Source organism: Candidatus Epulonipiscium viviparus (assembly GCF_030708075.1).
GTDB classification, from domain to species: Bacteria; Bacillota; Clostridia; order Lachnospirales; family Cellulosilyticaceae; genus Epulonipiscioides; species Epulonipiscioides viviparus.
The window spans coordinates 1,734,581-1,757,583 of the sequence record NZ_CP117982.1 but is presented as its reverse complement, the minus strand read 5'-3'; the positions used below and the strand labels follow the sequence as shown (position 1 = coordinate 1,757,583).

The 23,003-nt window shown below is 39.1% G+C and carries 16 protein-coding genes; all 16 read right to left on the bottom strand.

What is annotated here, in order from left to right; translation table 11 throughout:
* Positions 1-15: 15 nt before the first annotated feature.
* Positions 16-1,029 carry an N-acetylneuraminate synthase gene (neuB, locus tag PCY70_RS07320; protein WP_305766851.1) on the bottom strand — a complete coding sequence of 338 codons (1,014 nt, stop codon included), beginning with the start codon at positions 1,027-1,029 and terminating at the stop codon, positions 16-18.
* Between the two features lie 36 nt (positions 1,030-1,065).
* Entirely contained in the window at positions 1,066-2,211 is a 1,146-nt protein-coding gene (neuC, locus tag PCY70_RS07315; protein ID WP_305766850.1) for a UDP-N-acetylglucosamine 2-epimerase, read from the bottom strand.
* A 30-nt stretch (positions 2,212-2,241) separates the two neighbouring features.
* Positions 2,242-2,922, bottom strand: a complete 681-nt coding sequence (locus tag PCY70_RS07310) for an acylneuraminate cytidylyltransferase family protein (protein ID WP_010167406.1) — start codon at positions 2,920-2,922, stop codon at positions 2,242-2,244.
* Positions 2,923-3,015: 93 nt separating this feature from the next.
* The gene (locus PCY70_RS07305) at positions 3,016-3,909 is read right to left on the bottom strand and encodes a hypothetical protein (protein ID WP_305766849.1); all 894 of its coding nucleotides are present in this window, start codon (positions 3,907-3,909) and stop codon (positions 3,016-3,018) included.
* 12 nt (positions 3,910-3,921) lie between these two features.
* Positions 3,922-4,986, bottom strand: a complete 1,065-nt coding sequence (locus PCY70_RS07300) for a nucleotidyltransferase family protein (RefSeq protein ID WP_305766848.1) — start codon at positions 4,984-4,986, stop codon at positions 3,922-3,924.
* Positions 4,979-6,127, bottom strand: coding sequence for a LegC family aminotransferase (locus PCY70_RS07295; protein WP_305766847.1), 1,149 nt, complete (start codon positions 6,125-6,127; stop codon positions 4,979-4,981). The genes PCY70_RS07300 and PCY70_RS07295 overlap by 8 nt, the downstream gene beginning before the upstream one ends.
* 9 nt (positions 6,128-6,136) lie before the next feature.
* The gene (locus PCY70_RS07290; RefSeq protein WP_305766846.1) at positions 6,137-7,117 is read right to left on the bottom strand and encodes an NAD-dependent 4,6-dehydratase LegB; all 981 of its coding nucleotides are present in this window, start codon (positions 7,115-7,117) and stop codon (positions 6,137-6,139) included.
* Between the two features lie 12 nt (positions 7,118-7,129).
* Positions 7,130-7,456 (bottom strand): DUF8042 domain-containing protein, encoded by a 327-nt coding sequence (locus PCY70_RS07285; RefSeq protein ID WP_305766845.1) that lies wholly within the window; start codon positions 7,454-7,456, stop codon positions 7,130-7,132.
* Positions 7,446-9,278: a motility associated factor glycosyltransferase family protein gene (locus tag PCY70_RS07280; RefSeq protein ID WP_305766844.1), complete on the bottom strand. Its 1,833-nt coding sequence runs from the start codon at positions 9,276-9,278 to the stop codon at positions 7,446-7,448. The genes PCY70_RS07285 and PCY70_RS07280 overlap by 11 nt, the downstream gene beginning before the upstream one ends.
* Positions 9,271-9,654: a flagellar export chaperone FliS gene (fliS, locus tag PCY70_RS07275; protein WP_305766843.1), complete on the bottom strand. Its 384-nt coding sequence runs from the start codon at positions 9,652-9,654 to the stop codon at positions 9,271-9,273. Before fliS ends, PCY70_RS07280 begins: the two co-directional genes overlap by 8 nt.
* A gap of 161 nt (positions 9,655-9,815) precedes the next feature.
* The gene (fliD, locus tag PCY70_RS07270) at positions 9,816-12,497 is read right to left on the bottom strand and encodes a flagellar filament capping protein FliD (protein WP_305766842.1); all 2,682 of its coding nucleotides are present in this window, start codon (positions 12,495-12,497) and stop codon (positions 9,816-9,818) included.
* A 211-nt stretch (positions 12,498-12,708) separates the two neighbouring features.
* On the bottom strand, positions 12,709-13,767 hold the full coding sequence (locus PCY70_RS07265; RefSeq protein ID WP_305766841.1) for a glycoside hydrolase family 117 protein: 1,059 nt from the start codon (positions 13,765-13,767) through the stop codon (positions 12,709-12,711).
* Positions 13,768-13,940: 173 nt separating this feature from the next.
* A complete protein-coding gene (locus PCY70_RS07260; RefSeq protein ID WP_305766840.1) occupies positions 13,941-16,376 on the bottom strand; it encodes a sugar-binding protein in 2,436 nt (811 codons plus the stop codon).
* A 78-nt stretch (positions 16,377-16,454) separates the two neighbouring features.
* The gene (locus tag PCY70_RS07255) at positions 16,455-19,796 is read right to left on the bottom strand and encodes a sugar-binding protein (RefSeq protein WP_305766839.1); all 3,342 of its coding nucleotides are present in this window, start codon (positions 19,794-19,796) and stop codon (positions 16,455-16,457) included.
* Positions 19,797-19,919: 123 nt separating this feature from the next.
* Entirely contained in the window at positions 19,920-20,642 is a 723-nt protein-coding gene (locus PCY70_RS07250) for a sugar-binding protein (protein WP_305766838.1), read from the bottom strand.
* A gap of 24 nt (positions 20,643-20,666) precedes the next feature.
* Positions 20,667-22,796: a sugar-binding protein gene (locus PCY70_RS07245; protein WP_305766837.1), complete on the bottom strand. Its 2,130-nt coding sequence runs from the start codon at positions 22,794-22,796 to the stop codon at positions 20,667-20,669.
* Positions 22,797-23,003: the final 207 nt, after the last annotated feature.

Genomic DNA, 23,003 nt, shown 5'->3' with positions numbered 1-23,003 from the left:
AAGCGCACCTCTTTTCTACAACATCAAACTACCTGCTATATCTTCGGGCATTATAATCGCATCTTTTTTTATATTAGTGGCTGCCGCTTTCCCTAATATTTTTTTACAGGCCATTGGCGAAATTCCGGCTGCCGGACGTCTAAAATCTAACATAGATGCGTCGATAATCGCTCCAGCTGCTATATCAATTTTGGCCACAATACTTCGCCTCACCTTGCTTCTCATTAAATCTTCCGCAGCGGTTGGTGTTTTTATACCGTCGCCCAAGGCAACTTCGGCTGCTCTAATTTGATAAACGTATTCCGCAAACTCTACTTCTGTCGCTGAAGCCTTGTGGTCGGGTCCAACCATGTTCTTATCCAACGTAATGTGTTTCTCTATCACTTGGGCACCTAAGGCTGTTGCAACAACCGCGCATATCGCATCGTCCGTGTGATCTGAATATCCAACCGTTGCGGCAACCTCTTTTAACTTTACCATAGCACGAATGTTCGCCTCCGCTATTGCAGTCGGATAATTGGTGGTGCAATGAAGCAATGTTATCTCTGCCGCACCAGCCTCTTCCAATATGTTTACTGCATCCACAACTTCCTCAAAAAAACTCATCCCTGTCGAAAGGATTATCGGCTTTTTAGATTTTGCAGCAGCAGCTAGAAATGGCGCGTTTGTCACCTCTGTTGAACTAAGCTTCACTATCTCCATACCTATCGAAACCAAAAAATTGAGTGCGCCTACGCTAAAGGGAGTCGATAAAAACATAATTCCTACCTCATCACAATAGCATTTGAGCTCTCTAAATTCATCATATGTCAGCTCCAACCTGCTTAACATTTCAAATTGAGTTTCTACAGTTGCATCATTAGCTTGCTGATACGCCACCTTTGCTTCAGCTGCAGCCACAACATCTGATGCTTTAAATGTTTGAAACTTGACAGCATCAGCACCGCATCGTGCGGCCATATCCACTAATTTTTTTGCGATTGCAACATCGCCGTTATGATTTACGCCTGCTTCTGCTATAATAAACATCACATCATCTCCTCAAAAATTATCTGTATCTGCGCATTAAAATACTAATTTTTTTGTAATCAGTCTTTCGTTAATTTCCAAATCTTCTAATATGCTGACTATTTGCTCACTGGTATTTCCTATTCCGTATAAGCTAACTGTGCGATCTACCTTATTTCTAAACTCTGGGCTCAGTGCTTTTTGAATGGCTTTTGCTATGTCTTCTTTTTTATTCGAACAGCTCAATATGTTAGTTGCCATAAGTCTTCCGGCTTGCCTTTTGCCAATATTTACTACAGGCTTTTTAAATATCGGTGCCTCGATTAATGCACTCGATGAATTACCAATGATCAGCCCCGCATATTTCATTGTGCTTAGGTATTTTTGAGTGCCCAAAGATTTAAATAGAAACACATTTTTGTGAGTTGCCTGAAATTCTTTCCATCGTTCTATAATATATTCTCCGCCATTATCGGCATTGGGGTAGGTGATTATCATAGTATTGTTAAAGCCATCTAGTGCGGTTATCAGCTCATCCATTTCATATGCTAACATCTTTGACAGCGTTGCCGGGTGATAGGTTATTAAAAATGTGTCGGCATCTACAGCCACTCCTAATTGTTCATTTAATGCTTTGTGAGATAACAGCTTGGTGGTGATTATATTTTCTATTCCCAATGCACCAACTTGATTGACTCTAAACTTTTCCTCTCCCATAAATTTTATATTGTTTGCATAGACATCGGCTTCCGGAAAATGAATATGCGACATCTTCGTAATGGCGTGTCTAATTTGCTCGTCATTTGCTCCATAGCTAACTTCTCCACCAGCTATATGTGCAATCGGAATGTTCATCGCTGTTCCCGCACTGGCACAGGCCAACATCTCATATCTGTCACCCAATATTAGCAGCATATCTGGCTTAAACTCTTCTATTGCATCTGCTAATGCACCCATTAATTTTGCCATCGATTTCACAATACCTGGCTTTCCAGCATCTTCCACTTCCATGGATATTTTGGCAGCAATGGGGATTTCATCTTGCTCGATCTCTTCAACAGTCAAGCCATATTTTTCGCTTAAATGAGTTCCCGTCACAATCAATATTAGTTCAAGATCGTCTGATTCCTGAATATGTCGCAATACATTTTTCAATAATCCATATTCTGCTCTAGTTGCTGTCACTACCATAATTGTTTTCATCACGTTCTCCTTTTGGTTTAAGCAAGCCATTTATATATTATTCATTAACATTTTTGCCAACTCAAATTCCAAAGCGGTGTCGATATCTACAGATTTTTGAATTGGCATCACGTATCCAGTAGCATTTGCTAGGTGTAAACTTTTGTTTTTGATCACTTCTTCTGTTTTGGCAAAGTATATCGCACCGTTTAACTCATATACTGTAGGCAGATCTTGCCGTCTTAAAATCATTTCTGCATCAATAAATGAATTTAACTGGTTACCTTCAAAAACTTTCATCCAATACGGATTGCTCCGTGCTTCTGTTACGCTATAGCAAGCATCAAAACCAGTGTTTAAACATTTTTCTATACAGGAATCGACGTCTGCTGCCGTTCTAAAAGGCGATGTACATTGAAGCAAACATATAAAGTCTGGCATATATCCATTTCCTTCGAGAGTTTTTAGTAAATGCAAGACCACCTCCGCGCTAGTTGCCGTATCTGTGGCCAAACATTCGGGGCGCATAAACGGTACTTCTGCTCCAAACTTGAGGGCAACTTCCGCAATTGCCGCATCGTCGGTCGAAACTATAGTGCGAGTTATATGCTTCGAGTTTATTGCAGCTGCAATAGTGTATGCAATAAGCGGTTTGTCACCAAGCATTTTGATATTTTTTCCAGGAAGACCTTTTGACCCTCCCCTTGCCGGTATAATTCCCAAAATCTCCATAGTCATTACTCCTCTATTAAAATAGCAGTGACTAATAGTTAGCGGTTAGCAGTTAGGATTTTATCTGCTAGCCACCACATACTAATCACTGCCTTATTTAACGCCATTTAAAATATAGTTTAACATTTTTTTATAGTATTCTTCTTCTTCGAGTTCCATACGACCTTCTTTTATAGCAGTGTCTTTATCCAAAACAATCACGTGTTGGGTATGGCAATCGATATGCTTGCTATCATAGGCTACGGTAAAGACCTCTATAAAGTTATTTACCAGCTCTGCCAAGAAGTTGAGAGTATTTAGCGCAATAACGCGATATGGCTTGAGCTTCCAGATATAGTGTGTGAAGTATGCCAACCTATCAAGATACTCTAGCTCTCGTTTCTCTTCGTATCCTACACCACATCGAAATATTTTATGCTCATTTAATATTAACTGTACTTCTTCTTCAACTTCAGGATTTATGCTAACACCAACTCTATACTTTTTGGCCAGTGAAATTTCCTGCAAAAGCGAATCAGAATTCATAATATATACTTCTGTAATTTGATCAAAATATTTATCGATACATTGAATAATTTTTGCAAACTCCTCTGTTTCTAGAGTTCCAACGCCCAAAAACTGATTTACCACAATGACTAATCGATGCGACTTTCTATCATCTGGCGCCAAAAATGGCATTTCGCTAGCATCAACATAATTTTTTAATTGCAATAGCATATAGTCATACATCTCTGGTTCAACCTCAAATGTCGAATTCGGTATCAGGCTGATTCTCTTAAGCATCAAAAATACAAACATCCTAAATACAAAATCAATCTTTTCGTTGATAATTAAATCTTTTAAGGCAGATACAGCAAACTCACTTTGAGTATCTTCTGCCAACTCTAGCAATTCCCTAGCATACGCATCTAGCTTACGTTGGTTATTTTCTCCATTTTTAGCAATATTGGCAGCTTTCAAATGTAATTCTTCTTCTAAAACAGTCATATAAGCTCCTTTCTAGTTGTCGATTCGATCGATTTTTTCTATCATATCTTCCATCAGATGAAGGTCTCCCATATCTAGCCATTGCCCAGATCTAATCGGAAACGTTCCCACTTTTTTGCCTTGCTCTAAATATATTTCTATCAAATCTGTAATATGAAAAAACACATTGCTGGGTATATCCTCTAAAACTTCTGGTTCCAATACGTACACTCCTGTATTAATTTGAAAACTATACTCTGGCTTTTCACTAAGGGCACAAACCTCCCCCTCATCTTTTGTTATCACCACACCATATGGAATTGTATAGGTGGTAAGCGAAGTCACTAACGTAATTTGGTTCTTATTGGCTTTATGATGCGCAATAATTTCGTCATAGCGAGCATCAATGAGAATATCGCAGTTTGTAACAAAAAATGTTTCGGTAAGCTTTCCCCTTAATAACGACAGGCTTCCTGCAGTGCCATAAAAATCACTTTCTTCTATATAAGAAAAATTATATGGACTCTCTATGTCTTCTAAATAACTTTTAATCATCCCTTTTTTATAATTTAGTGTTAGCAAAAAATCAACGCAACCATAGTTATTAAATCGAGATAAAATATGCTCTAAGATAGTTTTTTCACCAATTGGAATGAGTGGTTTTGGCAAAATTTGTGTATAAGGATACAACCTGGTGCCCTTTCCACCTGCCATAATCACAACTTTAGTATTGAGCTGTGCGCGCTCTTTTTTTACACTATTAACTACTCGCTCAACAAATTTTATGTCTATAATTTTATAATCCACATCTAAAATAGGAATAGCAAAGATGATCCCTCCGCTAAATATCTCTTGAATCTTTTCTTCTTCATCGTATAGCGCATACGAAAAATTGGTATTCATTATATTGGTAACATCTGCATCTAAAGAGCCATTTTTTAGAATCCATCGCCTAACATCGCCGTCTGTGATGGTTCCTTCTGCCTTTCCATCGTTTGCCACAAAGAGAATCTTCTTAGCTGTATCATCTAATCTTTTGATCGCTTGTTTTACAGTACAATTTTTATCTATTATCAAGTTGTTTAATTCTTTATCCATTTGCTAGTATCTCCTTAATTGCCGTTACAACATTTTGAATCTCCTCGCTTTTTAGATTTGAGCTACATGGAATATTGATAATAGAAGTTACGTATTTATCTGCCCTCTCTATTTCGAAAGCATAATCACTCTGGTATGGCGCTTGCTTATGGATCAATCCCCAAATGGGTCGCGACCCTATGCCCTTACGCAGCAATGATTGTATAATTTTTCCAATATCAATCCCCTCAGCAAATTGCACACTATAGAACCAATAATTCGGTCTTATATCTGTTCTAAAGTTTATCAATTCCACTTCAGTAACACTTTTTAACAACTCCTTATATAGCTCATAGTTATTTTTTTTAATAACAACAAATTTCTCCAGCTGCTCGAGCTGCCCCACTCCAATTGCAGCCTGAACATTAGTCATTCTATAATTATATCCTATTTCGTTATGGATATAGTTTAACTCATCGTCTTTTGCTTGAGTACTCAGATATTTAATATGCTTGAGCTTGTCTGCGTCTAACGCAACAACCATTCCGCCGCCGCCTGTTGTTATAATCTTGTTTCCATTAAACGAAAATACCCCAAAGTCCCCAATAGTACCTGCAAATTTTTTGTGACCATCGACTATAGCATAAGTTCCTAGTGCCTCAGTCGCGTCTTCTATCACTTTTAGATTATACTTCCTTGCTATTGCCATAAGCGCCATCATATTGGCAAGGTTTCCAAACACATGAACCACCATAATTGCCTTGATCGGCTTATCTCTAAATGTCAACACATTGTTTGCAAATACACATTCAGTTGCAACAAACTTTTCTACCTTTGCAACATCGAGGCATAGGCTATCGTCGCAATCCATAAACAACGGTGCCGCTCCCACATATTTGATTGGATTTACTGCAGCTATAAACGTAAGCGTCGGTGCAATTACGTAATCTCCTGCAGTAACCCCGGCTTCTAGTAACGCAAGATGCAATCCTGCAGTTCCGCTTGCCACTGCCACTGCCGCGGGTGCGCATATATATTCAGCTAAATCTTTCTCAAACTGATTTATATACGCACCTCCAGTAGAAACCCACTCGGCCTCTAATGCTTTTGTTACATACTTTAATTCATTACCTTTAAGATTTGGTACTGATAACGGTATCATAACATCACCCTATATATTATAAATGTCTGTTTTATATCCTGCGGTATTTTGTTTAAACCACTCGATTGTTTCGTGAAGCCCTTGCGCAAAAGTATATTGCGGCTCCCAATCGGTGAGAGCTTTTATCTTTTCATTGGAGCCTAGCAATCGTTCTACTTCACTTTTGGCCGGTCGCATTCTTTCGGATTCGCATATAATCGTCGCTGTGGGATTGATTTGAGATATAAGCTCCTTTGCAAGCCCCTCTATGCTGATCTCTCGTTCTGTTGCAATATTTATTTCTTCACCAATCGTTTGATCCGAATTTGCAATCGCAACAAAGCCATCTGCAATATCTTTTACATAGTTAAAGTCGCGGGTTGGTGATAGCGCACCAAGTTTAATCACTTCTTTACCTGCAAGCAACTGAGTAATGATAGTTGGAATAACCGCCCGTGCCGATTGACGAGGCCCATACGCATTAAACGGTCGAACAATTGTAACAGGCAAATTGAAGCTTCTATAAAAGGATTCCGCCAACCTATCTGCAGCTATCTTGGTTGCTGAATATGGAGATTGCGCCTTAAAGGGATGCTTTTCGTCTATGGGAACATAATCTGCAGTTCCATATACCTCAGATGTAGATGTGATTAACACTCGAGATAAATCCAAGTTTTTAGCTGCCTGGAGTATATTTAACGTACCTTTTATATTAGTATCAACATATGACTCAGGAGAATGATAGCTGAAGGGAATCGCTATCAAAGCGGCCAAATGGTAGACTAGATCCATTCCTGTTAACGCCACCCTCACACCATTCGAATCCCTAATGTCTCCCGCAAATATCTCTATCTCATTTTTAACTTTCTCATCAATAGTATCAAGCCAACCCCATGAATTAAATGAGTTATAATACACAAATGCCTTAACTTTTTTTCCTTCTTTAACCAATTTTTCACATAAATGAGAGCCTATAAAACCATCTGCTCCTGTTACAATTGTCTTCTCCAAATTGCACCTTCCTTAATCTAACTTTTCTGCCCACTCGTTGACTAAATCTAATAATTCAAATTCTATCACGTCAGAAATAGTTTCAACATCTTTGTTTTCCATCGCATCTAGTAATGTTTCTACTGTATCTTGAAAATCTTCTACATTAATTATCGTAGAATCCACTAATTCCAAAGATGATGTTACCCAACTTAAGCCTTCTAATGCATCTGTTAACATTTCAAAACCCTTAATTCCTTGATCATTTTTTAGTTTATTTAATATAGTTACAAAACCCTTTTCTAGTTTTGGTAAATAATTTTGTAAATCTTCTTTGCGTTCAATAATATCATTGCTCATCGTTTTCCTCCTCAAATCCAAGCCTTTTCTTTATTGCAGCAATCGCACCTCTTATTGCTATCTCCATAGATTTATACAAGAGTATACTGCCCATAGTAATTTTGAGCGCATTTTCTACATCATCTCTTTTAGGCTGATATTTATAATCTGGATTTCTACTAATATCATACGATAGTTTTTCAAAAATATAACGATATATACGATCCACTTCAATTTGGCTCAGCTCAACTTCTAAATTATGAATTTGCACATAAATTTCTTTTACTTTATCGGAAGACAAATTTGGATCATATTCTTCATAGATTTTCATTAACTCTTTAGATTTTTCGGTTACCTGCTTAATAAGATCCATTTTTAACTCTAATTTTTCGAGAGTTTCAGTTAATCTAGCCTCTACATCTATAGGCTCAGGGAATAGCAATTGCGGAACATAATCTATATCCGTTTTCTGATAATTATATTTTTCGATCGCTTCTTTTAGCGGCATTTGCAGTGCGCCTTCAATTCTAGCTCCGCCTTCTGTTGAATTGATAACTTTTATATTAGGGTTAGCTTTTATGAAGCGTTGGATCCAGCGTTTGATGGCCGTAAAAATACTAGAGCTTAGAATCTCTTCATCGTCATAATAGCCCTGAACAATTTCGTGTACCTTAGATTTGCTAACGTCAATTTTATCTAATCTTTCGGCGAGATTTGGGTTTTCATATATGTTACACGTTTTTGAATACATCTTCTTTCTGGTAAAGCCCAAGTCTTGTCCTATTATAATGATAGGACCAGCACCTACATACTTAGCAAACTCTATCGCTAATGTTGACACAGAAACATTTATCTCAAATTTTTCCAATTTTACATCAACAAGCTCTTCCATCGTGTGGTCGTGAGTTATAAAATATATTTTATCTTCCCAATTATTAATAACCTCTTGCGCAGAGCTAATTAATGCTACTAGAGGAATATCATAAAACCCACCAAATGTCGCATCCATCTTAACGCTGTAATCTACAATAAAAGAAAAATCAGGGTTTTTACCAATACTTTTTACAGACTGGACCGTTCTACCTATAGCAAAAATCAAGCCATCAAAGTTCTTCAGCTCTTCCAAATTTTTATCTAAAGAAGGTCCTGCCATAACAACTACAACAGGATACCCTTTATATTTATTTTTGATAGCTTTAATGTCATATGAAGAATTTAAATAGCCAATATTGTTTAGTAAATTGCTTAGGTATCTATCACCAATTGCGCTAACTGTTCCGAGATTAGTACGCAAATCTGATTCGCAAACCTCAATTATACCCATGATTCTCTCATAGTATTTTGGATAAAAAAACTTATAATCAAATAAATCTATAATCTCTAGATAATCTACATTGCCCATATGCAGCTGACTAAAGAAGTTTGCATAAAAACGACTAAACGATATTTCGTTATAAAAGTTTACTTGAGCATAGTTTTCTCTTACAACCAAATTTGCTTGTGCTTTTAATACGTTAGGTGAAGGTTCAATTAAAAAAATTGTGGCACTGTTTCCCATTTTTTTAATAATTTCGTCTACCACATATCCAAATGCAAAGCCAAAAACTACAAATATAGTACTAGAATGTTTGTTATATAAATCTAGCTTTTCTTTAATTTTTTCACGCGGAGCATATTTGCTAACAACATACCTAGAGACATTATCTTTCTTAAGTCTTAGAGAATATTCTCCAACGGTTTTACTATTGCGTATTTCAAATTCAACGTCGTAAATTCCATAAGTAGGGTCAATTTTTTCTTGTTTTTCTTGCTCTTCATCTGGTGACTGCTTAGTATCACTCATTCGCCACAACAGGTCCTTTATTCATAACTTCTCGCCAAGTATCTCTAAACACAGTAATCAACCCTTTTGCTTCATTAATTTTATCGACATTTTTTTCTATATTACCTTCACGCAAAATCTTCAAAATATAAGTATAGAGCCTATCCATTTCTTCTGCAATTTCGTACTTTTTATCTAGTGTAATCTTTAACTCTATTATAATATCTTGCACTCTAACGTTATATTTATGCGCATTGGATAACTCTTTTTTCTCAATGCTTTCAATAGTCATCGTACAAAATTTTATCGCTCCATTATATAGCATCAATGTTAACTCTGCCGGGCTTGCTGTCATAATAGCATTATTCCTATATGAATTATAAGCTTGTTTTACCATTATAATCTCCTCTCAATAAATCACAAAAACCACAATGAACAATTAAAACATCATACATCAGTGGCTTTTGATTTTACATTTATTATATACAATAATTTTAAAAATATACTTTTTAATATTCTCTGATCAGAAGATTGATCTTTTATTCTATCAGTATTTTTTTACATCGCAGATTGGTTAAATAGGTTCATCTGAGAGTTCATTTCTTGAATCGCCATCTCCATTGCTAAAAATTGGGCTTGATATATTTCTTCTTTGGCAATCATATTGTCATAGGCTTTATCTATTTCTTCTTGCTGATCGGTGATTGCTTTTTCTAGCTCTAAGTCGTTAAACAAAAACATTGAACTACTTGTATTACTGGATTTTAGAAGCTCTGTTACCCCGTCATACATTTTTTCAGCATAGCCGTCGACGCCTTTTTCGCTATCGCCCACAAATAATGTTTTGATCCCTTCCGCATCTTTGGTAATCGCCGCTCTAAGCTTTTCTTCATCGATTTCGAGCTTGCCTTGTTGCGTATAGTCAATACTAGATGTAATGCCAATTTCTCCCAACGACTTAAAGCTTTCGTTTCCAGGATATACCTCCATTAGGTCATATCTTAAGCTGTCTAGTAACCTCTCGATGTTAGGGTCGTCTCTAAGCAATAAGCTATCAACTTTTTCGTCCCAAAGCTCTATGTCCGCATCACTCATTCCTTCTTTTTCATCTGGTAGTAATGGTGTATAGCCGCTATCTTTTTTAGGGTCATATGGAGCATCGGTATATGCAGAAAGTTCGTCTACTAAAGTATTATATGCGTCTACAAAACCTGTGATGGTTTCAAATAACGCTTCTTCATCTATGGTTTTATCAATAGTTACCACTTCTTCAACTTCTTTAGTTTCTGGATCATCGGTAATTTTCTTTGCAACAAAAGTTATTCCGTCTAGTTTAAATACATTAGTATCGGATTCCACTTCCATACCGTTGTATGTACCTTTAGCTAATTGCGCTTCGTATTCATAGTCGCCTTCTCCAACAACTGAAGTTTCATACTCAAATCTAGGTATACCGTCTTCATATACAATAGATTTAGAAATTCCTAAATTCTTTAAACTTTCCACAGTATATTCATGTTCAGCCTCTATCTCAGCATCTGTTTTTGGCGGCCTTGTCGGATCCATTTCTTTATCAAATTGAGACTTGGATTGAACCTTAATATCCGTCATTGTATCTTCTCTATTTAGCTTTATAGTTTGAGTTTTTTCATCAAATGAAAAAAAACCAGTTCCCGCTAGATCGTCCATTGTAGCTGCCGTTTGATACCCAGTACTGCCGCCACCTGAAGAAGGATCAACAATTTCTATTCGGCGAGTCCCCTGGTACTTATCTTCTACCGTAATAACATCTCCTATTTTAAATCCAAGTTCTGTAAGAAGCGTATCTTCAGTAACTGGCTCTTTGCCCTCTGTTGGAGGCTGGATTCCTAGTTTTGCTAACGATCCCGTTTCTGTTTCTTTAATTTTCAGAGATTTCGCATCAGTTGTTATGCTAAAGGAGTCTTGCCCATCATGAAATTCCACTTTCAATCCTGTTTTATTTAATTCCTCTGTCAATTCCTCCAAAGTTTTCTTTGCATCAAGCTTTATGACATGCGAATTTCCATCGATCTCTATTTCGATTGAGCCAGATACACCCAGATCTCCTAGCGTCGTTTTTCCATCAATTTCCTTTAGTCCAACTTGCACACTCTCATATCTACTGCTTTGAACAACGTATCCGTCTTCTATACCCATGTCGCTTAGAGCAATCTCGATATCATTATTTTGTACTTCAGCACCAGTCGCGGTGTCTGTTACTTTTATACCACTCATCTTCGTAACATCAAAATATCCTTCTTCATCAACTTCTAATCCTAAAATATTTTTTATATCATCCATCGTAGTTGTATTATCAATAGCTACTGAATTGCCATTTATCTCTAAAGTGTGTCCATGCAAATCTTTTGAAACTTTAGCATGCTTGGCTAGCGATCTTTCGTCAACCTCCCAAGTGGTCTTTCCAGCTAGTCCTAATTTGCCTAGTAGCTCATTCGTTGCCTCTTCTGCTTCGTCAACATGCGTTGTACCTGTATTATCCTCGATATCAACATATTCATATTGAGTACTATCCAATGTTGGATCTTGAGTCTCCTTCTCTTGCATTTTTACAGCAGAAATTGTATAGCTGGCATTTCCATTGTGATCGTTAAAACTAGTTAAATCAAATTTTCCAGTTTCTTCATCAAATCCAATGCTAATATCTTGATCTGCAAATGCATCTATTAGATCATCTACCGTCTCAACAGATATGACGCCGTTTTTATTCGATTCTATCATACCTTTACCATCTAATTCCCTTAATCCAATTATGGTCTCATTACCATCTTTGTCAGTAAATTTGATTCCATCTAATACACTAAACCCCAATTCGCTTAGTTTGGTATCTCCGCTTTTAATATCGCTATTAACTTTATTTGTTGTTACATTAATAGGTTTTGCTAACTGCGTAATCGTAATTTGATCCCCAGTTTTTCCGCCTCCCGTTACCTCTACCGCATCTGGATTTGAGCTCGATGTCGTGCTCGAGTTAAACGTCGATTCTAATCTCATTTTTCTTAGATAGTCGTCATAAAAATCAACCACTTTTGTATTCACTTCTCTATATTTTTCTAATTTCAGATCCAGCATCAGCTGCTCTTTTTGTTCATTATTATATTTCGTCTCATAACCCGATATCATTGCTTTAACCATCGCATCTGTATCCATCCCTGATGCTAACCCCGAAAATGATAGCCCCGAAGAACTTATTGTACTCATATTTATCAGTCTCCTTTTTCGAAAATTTATTTAATCAAAAATAATATCGTCATAAAATACCAATAAATTAATAGAAAAAGACATTTTTATTGAACTGCATTAAAATTTTATAATATCTTCATATTTATACTTCGTTCCAAATTATGTAAAACCTGGCAACAATAGCCAAAATCCTGCACAAGCAGAATGCATTGCTACCAAGCAAAATAGCCTAATTAAACTTACTTTTGCGCTTATAAATATCGGCTTGATGCGTACTTAAATCAAAGCGCACTAGGTGACCCCAGCCATCTAGCTTGTGAGAGAGCCCCCACTTCATTCCTTCTAGCGGATACGTCGTTGGTTCGTCCGGTCTATACGGTCCAGGTGCAATAGGGCCACTAGGAATAACCGACTTTATCTCGAAATTGATTCCGTCTGGTGCAAACTGAATGGTATTTTTTTCAACGCCATCTGTTCTCAAAAACGCAGCCATGCCTCCGTCATATTGCCATAAGCAAGTTTCATGCCCCGAGTTGGTTACCGGGTTATATTCGCTCTTGACATACGGCCCCTCAATTTTATCTGCAATTGCGAGCCCCCACATGGTTTCACGTCCACCCATATACATCTCTTCGCCCATTCTTTCGCCCTTATAGTACAGGTAAAACTTGTCTCTATAATGAAATAAAAGCGGATCATGAACTTTGTGGCTGTCAAAGCTCCCTTTCTTCTTTACCAAAAATCTATTGTCTTCGTCCCCATCCCATTCACCATCCATTGTTGGCGTTAAAATCGGTTCATCGGATCCTACAAACGGCCCCAGCGGGCTGTCACTTACTGCTATTGCAATATTCTCAAAACTTCTATTAACGTATGGGTCCTGAACAGTTTGGTACACTAGGTAATATTTTCCATCATACTTCAAGATCTCTGCCGTAAAGACGCTTCTATCATCAAATCGGCCTGGCTCACCGCGCTTTAACGCAACGTTTTGCTCTTCCCAAGTCCACCCGTCCTTTGATGTGGCTACCCAAATTTCGGCGTAATCCCATGGAAACACCTTCGCACTCAAATCTCCGCTACTAAATCCCACGTGCGGTCCATACGACTTCGTGTAATAAACATAGTACGTATCATCAACCTTAATCACGCTACTCGGGTCGCGTCTATGAATGCCTTCCTCTCTCTCCAAACCTTTAATAGGATTAGTTGGGAACGTACAAAACCATTCCGGCCCTTGATAGTAATTGCGTTCTTCTGCTCTAATTGTAGCTGCGCTTTTCTTCATTAGAACCTCCCTAAATATTTTTAGTCCCTAAATATTTTTAGATCGATTATCGGATCTTGTTTCGCATTATAACATGCACTCTCAAATGTCGCTAGGCAAAATAGCAAAAAAACCAAAATTTATGCTACAAAAAAAGCGACTGCCACTTCCGCAATCGCTCTCCCATTATATAATTATTTCGTTGCCCATATTTTATCAACAATGAATGAGGCACTTTTAATTCCTGGCATCGCACCAGCTAGATATTCCGGAATAAACACCTTAATCTCCGCCACCTCTACATTAGCTACACCAGATATTGCCAACTCTTCGGTCGAATTAGCAACCATCGTATAGTCTACTGCTATCTCATCGTCATTAGCATCAATCACATTCAATCTTATCTGAATAGCAAAGTCGTTCGGGTTAGTAATCGAAGCTAGAATTTGATTATTGCTACCCATCTGCCAAGTTCCCTCTGCTGGGGCCAATCTAAGCGTAGATAATCCAACTTTGCCAGTAGCGCGCTGAAGCATATTTACCGTGATAGCTCTCTCGCCATCCACAGCGCCTTCGCCCGAATCGATTTTCGCTGTAGTTGCAGGATTTCCTGTTACCCTCCACACTTTTGCCTCATCTTTTTCAAATGAGATTAATGGCATAGCATCGGCTAGAGTTGCAGGTGCATCGACCGCTGGCGCCGGCACATTTGGAGTTGCTGGCACATTTGGAGTTGCTGGCACATCTGGAGTTGCTGGCACATCTGGAGTTGCAGGCACATCTGGAGTTGCAGGCACATTTGGAGTTGCTGGAACTTCTGGCATCGCAGCTGGGGAAACTAGTAGCAATTCTCCGACCATATCAAGATGCATATACGCCAAGTTGATCTTATCATTCCAGCCTAAAATTGTGTGACGCTTTCCTGTTGCTACATCGCCGTCGTTTATCTGTATATCAAATCCGATGGTTTCATTCGCTACAACATCATGCGTATGCGGAATTTTGTATATAGTAGTGTATCCAACCTCTGTTGCAAATACATTTGTCTCCACACCAGCAGGCGTATTTTTGTGATTTAACACTTGCCCGTCTGGGAAAATTTTAATCCAGAAATCATCTTCATCGTATGTTGAGCTAGAACGATTTTTGTTAGGATTTAAATATAATTCAGTATTATCACTTTCATCTGCAGATGCTGGATTTCTGTAAATTTCTTCATCCACGTTTTCTACCAATACATATAAAAACGCATCGTCCCACATAGCCTTGACTGAAGCATACTCTTTATCTGCTTGCATCTCTCCGCGCTTTGCACTAAAGTCAACTACTGCCGGTGCTGAATCCCATATCGGATCCATTATCGAAATATTCGGGCTTCCGTAAATCGCTCTCATAGTTTTCACCGGATGTTGCGTACCATCAGCAAGAGTCTCAACCTTTAGCGGAATCGGATCATACTCAATCGGACCAGCTGGTGGCGGCGTATCTACCACAATTGTTGTTGCAGGCACATCGGCGGCAGGCGCATCTGGAGTTGCTGGCACATTTGGAGTTGCTGGTACATCTGGAGTTGCTGGCACATCTGGAGTTGCTGGCGCATCTGGAGTTGCTGGTGCATCTGGAGTTGCTGGAACTTCTGGCATCGCAGCTGGGGAAACTAGTAACAATTCTCCGACCATATCAAGATGCATATACGCCAAGTTGATCTTATCATTCCAGCCTAAAATTGTGTGACGCTTTCCTGTTGCTACATCGCCGTCGTTTATCTGTATATCAAATCCGATGGTTTCATTCGCTACAACATCATGCGTATGCGGAATTTTGTATATAGTAGTGTATCCAACCTCTGTTGCAAAGACATTTGTCTCCACACCAGCAGGCGTGTTTTTGTGATTTAACACTTGCCCGTCTGGAAAAATTTTAATCCAGAAATCATCTTCATCGTATGTTGAGCTAGAACGATTTTTGTTAGGATTTAAATATAATTCAGTATTATCGCTTTCATCTGCAGATGCTGGATTTCTGTAAATTTCTTCATCCACGTTTTCTACCAATACATATAAAAACGCATCGTCCCACATAGCCTTGACTGAAGCATACTCTTTATCTGCTTGCATCTCTCCGCGCTTTGCACTAAAGTCAACTACTGCCGGTGCTGAATCCCATATCGGATCCATTATCGAAATATTCGGGCTTCCGTAAATTGCTCTCATAGTTTTCACCGGATGTTGCGTACCATCAGCAAGAGTCTCAACTTTTAGCGGAATCGGATCATACTCAATCGGGCCAGCTGGTGGCGGCGTATCTACCACAATTGTTGTTGCAGGCACATCGGCGGCTAGCGCATCTGGAGTTGCAGGCACATCGGCTGTTGACGCATCGGTTGATACAGGAATTTCTTCAAATACTTCCATATCCAATATTAGTTTTTCTGGCTCAGCTTTAGCATCTGCCGCAGGTTCAAAAGCTTCTTCAAACGCTACTACTGGCTCTGAGATCTCAACTGGTATTGGCTCATCTGTTACTTTTGGAACTGTCGCCACTTCCGCAACTTCTGTCGCAACGATGGCAGCTCCGGCTGCAGATAATCCTATAACTCCCGCTATCACTAATGTTGAAATTTTCTTCATAAACAATGCCTCCTCAAAATTTTTATTATTAAGTAAAATACCCCGCACCGTTCACTCGCCAACGCGGGATATATAAAATTATTCTCCTCGAACCGAATCGATGATAAATGCTGCGGACTTCACTCCAGGCATTACATCTAGCATATCTTCTGGAATATAGAATTCGATCTTTGTGATTTGAGTTTTATCTACGCCTTTTCCTGCGTGCCCATCGAGGCCGCTCCAATCTGACTCTGCTACTCCAGTCTCTCCCAATACGGCGTTTACAACCTTTATTGTTGCAGGCTCAACTGTAAAATAGTTCATCTTTTCATTGCCAAAGTGATCTGTGACTTTCATTCTTACTTGCACCGCCACATCAGATGACGGATTGATTATCGTCGCGGCAATCGTATTGTTCTCACCCAACGTCCACGCATCCACTTCCGGTTCTAGCGTTAACGTCGACATTCCAATGCCATCTGCCTGACGCGCACCCATCGCAACCTGTACAGCTCGATTTCCTTCAATGGCCACAACATTTGCCGAAGTCTCCGGCGTTCCGCTTACTTTCCAGACCACAGCTTCGGAGGCATCAAAATTTACTACTGGCATTGCCACTGCCGGGATAGGATCTGGAAGCGGCTCGATTATAATGGCTGGCTCTAGCGGAATTGCCGGAATCGACTCCACTTTAGTAGCAGCTGGAACATAGTCGCCAAATTCACCGCGCTTGCCCATCAGTGTCAATTCTCCAACTACATCTGGATTTGCATACGCTGCATTCAAGGTATCATTCCATCCCAAAATTGTATGACGCGTATTAATATCTGCCGATCCATTATTTACCTGGAAATCGAATCCGATGGTGGCTCCGGCTTTTGGCTCATATGCAGTGTGCGGGATTTTTGTTTGTACTACGTACCCATCTTTTGTTAAATACGCGCTCGCCACGACACCCTCTGGTATGTTGGCATTGCTTTCGATATCGCCATTTGGATATACTTTGATCCAGAACTCATTCGTGTCATATGCGCCATTTGAGCGATCCACTAGCGGATTGAAGAACATCTCTAAGTTGTCGCCATCTCCAGGGCTCTCATCTTTTCTAAAAATTTCAGAATCTGTTATCACACCCATTACGTATAAAAATTTTTCATCCCACATCAATTTGATTGTCGACATATCAGTATCTTCTGTGATTTCGCCACGCTTAGCACGAAGGTCGGTGATTTCCGTTGCCTTATCCCAAACAGGATCCATCGATGTTGTGTTCGCATCAAACTTTGGAGTTCCATATACCACGGTTGTGTGCTTTACAGGAATTGTCTGGCCAGACGAAATTTTTCTATCAGATACAGTAACCACCGGAGTAGGAATCACGACCGGGCCCTCTGGCTCTTTTTTGGTAGCAGAAATAGGTGCAGCTATATTTTGCGGAATCGCATCTTTTGCAAGGAATGTTAACGTTCCGACAACATCAGGATTTTTCCACGCCGAATTAATTGTGTCATTCCAACCCATAATCGTGTCGCGCATCATTGTGGCCGCCGAAGCGTCGCCTATTTGCAAATCGAAGCCAATTGTCGCTCCGGGCTCTGCAGTATATAAAGTGTGAGGTATTTTTGCTTCTGCGATATATCCGCCATCCACAATTACCGCGCTCGATTCGATACCTTCTGGAGCATTTGCGTGGCTCTCGAAAGTTCCGTCTGGATGTATTTTGATCCAAAACTCTTCTTTATCGTATTTACCATTTGAACGATCTATGAGTGGATTGAAGTACAATTCTACATAATCGCTTTCGTGTAGAGTTGCTTCGTTTTTGAAAATTTCCGTATCGTCTACAATGGCTAAGATATGCAAATATTCTTCGTCCCACAAGAGGTCGACACTGGAGAGTTCGGAATCAGGGGTGATTTCACCTTTTTTGGCATGAAAGTCAAATATGGACGATGCGTTATCCCAAGCTGGATCGAGAGCTTCGGCAGTTGCAAAGCTTGCGGGAGTTCCATAGGCAACTTCGATGTTTTTGACTGGATGCTCTTCACCAGAAGATAATGTTGCGGTAGATGTAGTAACCGCCGCTCTTGGTTGCACAGGATTTGAAGTGGCTGGTGCGAAATATAATTCCCCAACAGTTTCCAAGGTTTTCCAGGTATCTCCAGTGGTATCATTCCATCCCAAAATACTGTGACGCTTTCCTGTTGCTTCGTCGCCATCATTAATCTGAATATCGAAACCAATTGTCTGTGCCGCTGTCGCCGCAAATGGAATTTTATACTGAGTGATATATCCGGTTTCTGTAATTATAGAATTAGTCACAGTGCCTTCTGGCATGTTTGCGTGCCCTTGCGTAAACCCATCTGGGAATATTTTAATCCAAACGTCATCATTATCATACGACGCGGCACGGCTCAAATTTGGGTCGAGATATAACTCTGTGTTGTCGCTCTCATGTATTGCGGAGCTATTAGCCTTAAATATTTCTGGGTCCGACACTTCTGTTAAGAAATAAATAAATTCCTCGTTCCACATAGCCTTAATTGCAGTAGGAGATATAAGCTCTCCAGTTTTTGCGTGAAAATCGGTTGCTGCAGAAATGCTATTCCAGATTGGATCAACCGCCGTTGCATCTGCAGTGATCTCGGGACTGCCATAAAACGCGTTCATAGTTTTTACAACGTGACCGTTTTCTGTTACCTTCACTTCTTGATTAACAGCAGGAATAAATAGTTCTAGCGGTGTAGAAGTTTTGCCTATTAGAGGATTTACCGCTTCGCCAAATACTAATTCTCCTACAACAGCTGGATTTTTGTATGCCGAATTAATCGTGTCGTTCCATCCTAAAATAATATCGCGCTTCCCTGTCGCTGCCGATGCGTTGCCAATTTGAAGATCAAATCCGATAGTTTCTCCTTCTTCTGCGGTGTATAACTCATGAGGTATTTTAACCTGAGTTACGTATCCTGTATCAGTTACAAATGCGGTCGAAATAATTCCTTCTGGAGCATTGGCATGGCTTTCCAAAGTTCCATCTGGATGTATCTTAATCCAAAATTCCGAATCATCATATGTATCATTTTCGCGGTCTTTCAAAGGGTTGAAGTATAACTCTGTATAATCACTTTCGTGCAAAGTTACCTCATTTTTATAGATTTCTGAATCTTCCACTTCTGCTAATATATAAACATATTCATTGTCCCACATAGTTTTAACCGAAGGAAAAGCCGTATCTTCTGTAATTTCGCCGCGTTTTGCTTGAAACATAGTGATTGGCTCGACACTGTTCCAAATCGAATCGACAGCTTGTTCGTCAATAATAGGAGTTCCAAAAGCGGCAGTGGTAGTTTTTACTGGATGCGCTGCAGAAACACTTATTGTAGAAAGAGAAAAACCTACTAAACCTGTGATAACTAATGCTGATAAATTCTTCTTCATAAAATGAATTCCTCCTGGTATCTAATAATTAAACAGTATATTCGCTGCATTTTGCGCAACGATCGGAGCCAGATTAATGTATCCAGCTCCGTTTTTTAAGGCAGTAATTTAAAGTGCTATGGCTTATGGAGCTGTTGTTGGAATCGGTGCCGCTGCCGGGATTGTTGCAGGAACAGAAGGCGGATCAAATTTCAACTCCCCAACTACCGAAGGATTTTTCCAAGCCGAATTAACTGTATCATTCCAACCTAATATTGTATCACGTACTCCTGTTGCCGCCGAAGCGTCACTTATTTGGAAGTCGAAGCCGATGGTTTCGTTTGCTGATGCGGTATATAGCTCATGAGGTACTTTCACTTGAGCAACGTATCCACCTTCCACTAAAAATCCTTTAGCAACTATGCCTTCTGGCGCATTTACATGATGCTCAAAAGTTCCATCTGCATGAATTTTTAGCCAAAACTCAGTGTCATCATATTTATCGTTTTCACGATCTTTTAGCGGGTTGAAATATAATTCGAGGTAGTCGCTTTCGTGAAGTTTTGTTGGATCTGGATTTTTGTACACTTCAGAATCATCAATTTCCGCCAATACATATACATAATTCTCATCCCACATAGTTTTTACTGATGGAAATTCTGTTTCTTCTGTAATCGCACCCTTTTTTGCGTGCAGAAACGAAACCGGCAATACATTATCCCACAATGGATCAACGGCAGTCTTTTCGATAACCGGGCTGCCATATTCTGCTTTAATAGTTTTGATTGGATGAGGCTCTGCTGCAAATAAACTGGTTGTAGAAATTCCAATAACTCCTGCTATAACTAACGCTGATAATTTTTTCATAAAAATAAATCCTCCTTATATTTGCTATCTAGTAGCATAGACTTCGTCGACAACGAACGTTGCTTGAGTTACACCTTTCATAACATTTGCGAGTTCTTCTGGCATATAATACTTGATTTTTGTGATTTGCGAAGTATCAACCCCATTTCCTGAGTGCCCATCTCCAGTCCACGCAGAAGCATTCACTCCCGGCCGACCCAGCTTTTCTGGACCTATGACGCATTCTTTTGTCGCACCTGCAGCTACTGTAAAATACGTCATCTTTTCATTTCCAAGCGCATCTGCTACGTTAATTCTAATTTGAATACTTTCATCGGTGGGATTTGTTATCGTCGACACGATGCGATCATTTCCTCCGATATTCCACACTCCGCTTTTTGGAGCCAATGTTAGAGTTGTTACATCTGCTTTTGCGGTGGCACGCTCGCCCATTGTCACCGACATTGCTTTTACTCCTGTGTATGATACAATTTCAGACGCAGTTTTTTTGTTTCCAGATACCGACCAGACAGGATCTTCTCCATCTTCAAACGAAATTAGAGGCATATTTGAAATCGGCTCGTTGTTGCCATTGGCGTCTTCAAAAGTTAGCTGTCCAAACACATCTGGATTTTTGTATGCTTGATTGACAGTATCATTCCAACCGAGAATGGTATGTCGCTCGCCAGCTTGCTCTGATGCATCATTAATCTGAATATCAAAACCTATAGTGGCCCCCGTTCGACCATTATATAACTTATGTGGAATTTTATACTGAGTGGTATATCCTGCTGCTGTTAAAAAGCTGTTGGTAATAGTTCCCTCTGGCATATTTTCATGATTTTGAGTAGTTCCATCTGGATAAATTTTGATCCAAAAATCGTCTATACCGTATTGTCCGGTAGTATCTTTATATGCACTAATATAGAGCTCAGTACAGTCGCTTTCGTGAATTGTTGTTGGATTTTTATATATTTCAGAATCAACAACTTCACATAAAATATACAAATAATCTTCGTCCCACATAGCTTTAACTCCAGCAAACTCAGTATCTTCCGTTATTTCCCCGCGTTTTGCCTGCAAGAATGATATAGGATTTATGCTTTCCCAAATTGGATCAACAGCAACGCTAGTTTCAGTAATTGTGGGAGAACCGTACTCCGCAACAAAATTATTTACAGGATGCTTATAGTCTTCTACTTCAATTTCATGATCAGAAGCATCTTGCGGTATATCAGAACGCCATGCTCTAAAGTATTCTATATGAAAATCTCCGGTGTATCGTTCTTCGCCATCTGCAGCTGTGTAAGTATAAAATTTATCTGCAGGCGGATCAGTTTTAATATCAAATAATCTAGTTTCCATATCAAATATTACATGTAACGGCTCAAAAATTTCTTGCTTTTCTGTATTATCAAATTCATAGATCAATTGTCCATTAAAATAAAATCGAATTTTTTCTTTGCCCCATTCGAGTCCATAAACATGATAATCTTCTGTTAGATCAATTCCGGTATCTAGACCAAATGGCGTGGTGGTATTTTTCCCATCGGCGTGATCAAAACGATGCGTATTTCCGTGAATAGTAGAGCCGTCAGCCTTGATAATTTTTCCATCTTCTGGCCTTCCCACTTGTTCATAAACATCTATCTCACGCTTTGCCACTTTTGGGTCTCTAAACCAAAACGAAGACGAAATCCCAATAGGTGCAGTACGAGTCATAACTTCATAATAGCCATAGCCACCTTTATGTTTACTGACCACTGCCGCTGAAGCATAAGTGTGATATTCGTCTCCATGTTTTTTGGATAATTCTAACATAGTTTCTGTCGGTTTAGTTTCATATGTAGATGAAAGAACTAATTTGCCATCTTCTAACCTCACATTTTCTTTATGAAAAGACGACGGACCTCTTCCAGACCAAAACGGATGATAGTTATACCATTTTGTTGAATCTAGCGTTGTACCTTCAAATTCATCTGACATCGTTACGCTCAACTGCCATTGTCTAATATTATCTGGATCAGACATGGGCAAAAACTCGGGGCTTACATCAAGCTTTTCGGTAATCCCGACCGTGACAGGAATAAATACAGTCTCATCCATCGCAAAAATTGTTGTGCAAGATGCACTAATTATGCTTGCAACTACTAATGCAGATAGTTTTTTTTTCATTTAATCCTCCTTTTTATAGGTACAATAGAACCACTCATTGTAACAATATAATCTGTTATGTTGCAATTCTATTATAAAATTTAAATAATTCTAACATTTATTTTAAATGTAGTCAACTTTTTTTTCTAATTAAAATCATTTCGAAATATTTGTAAATTAAATGTCAGGAGCGCGCAACCATTTTGGCATAAAAAGGCCTTTAGAAAT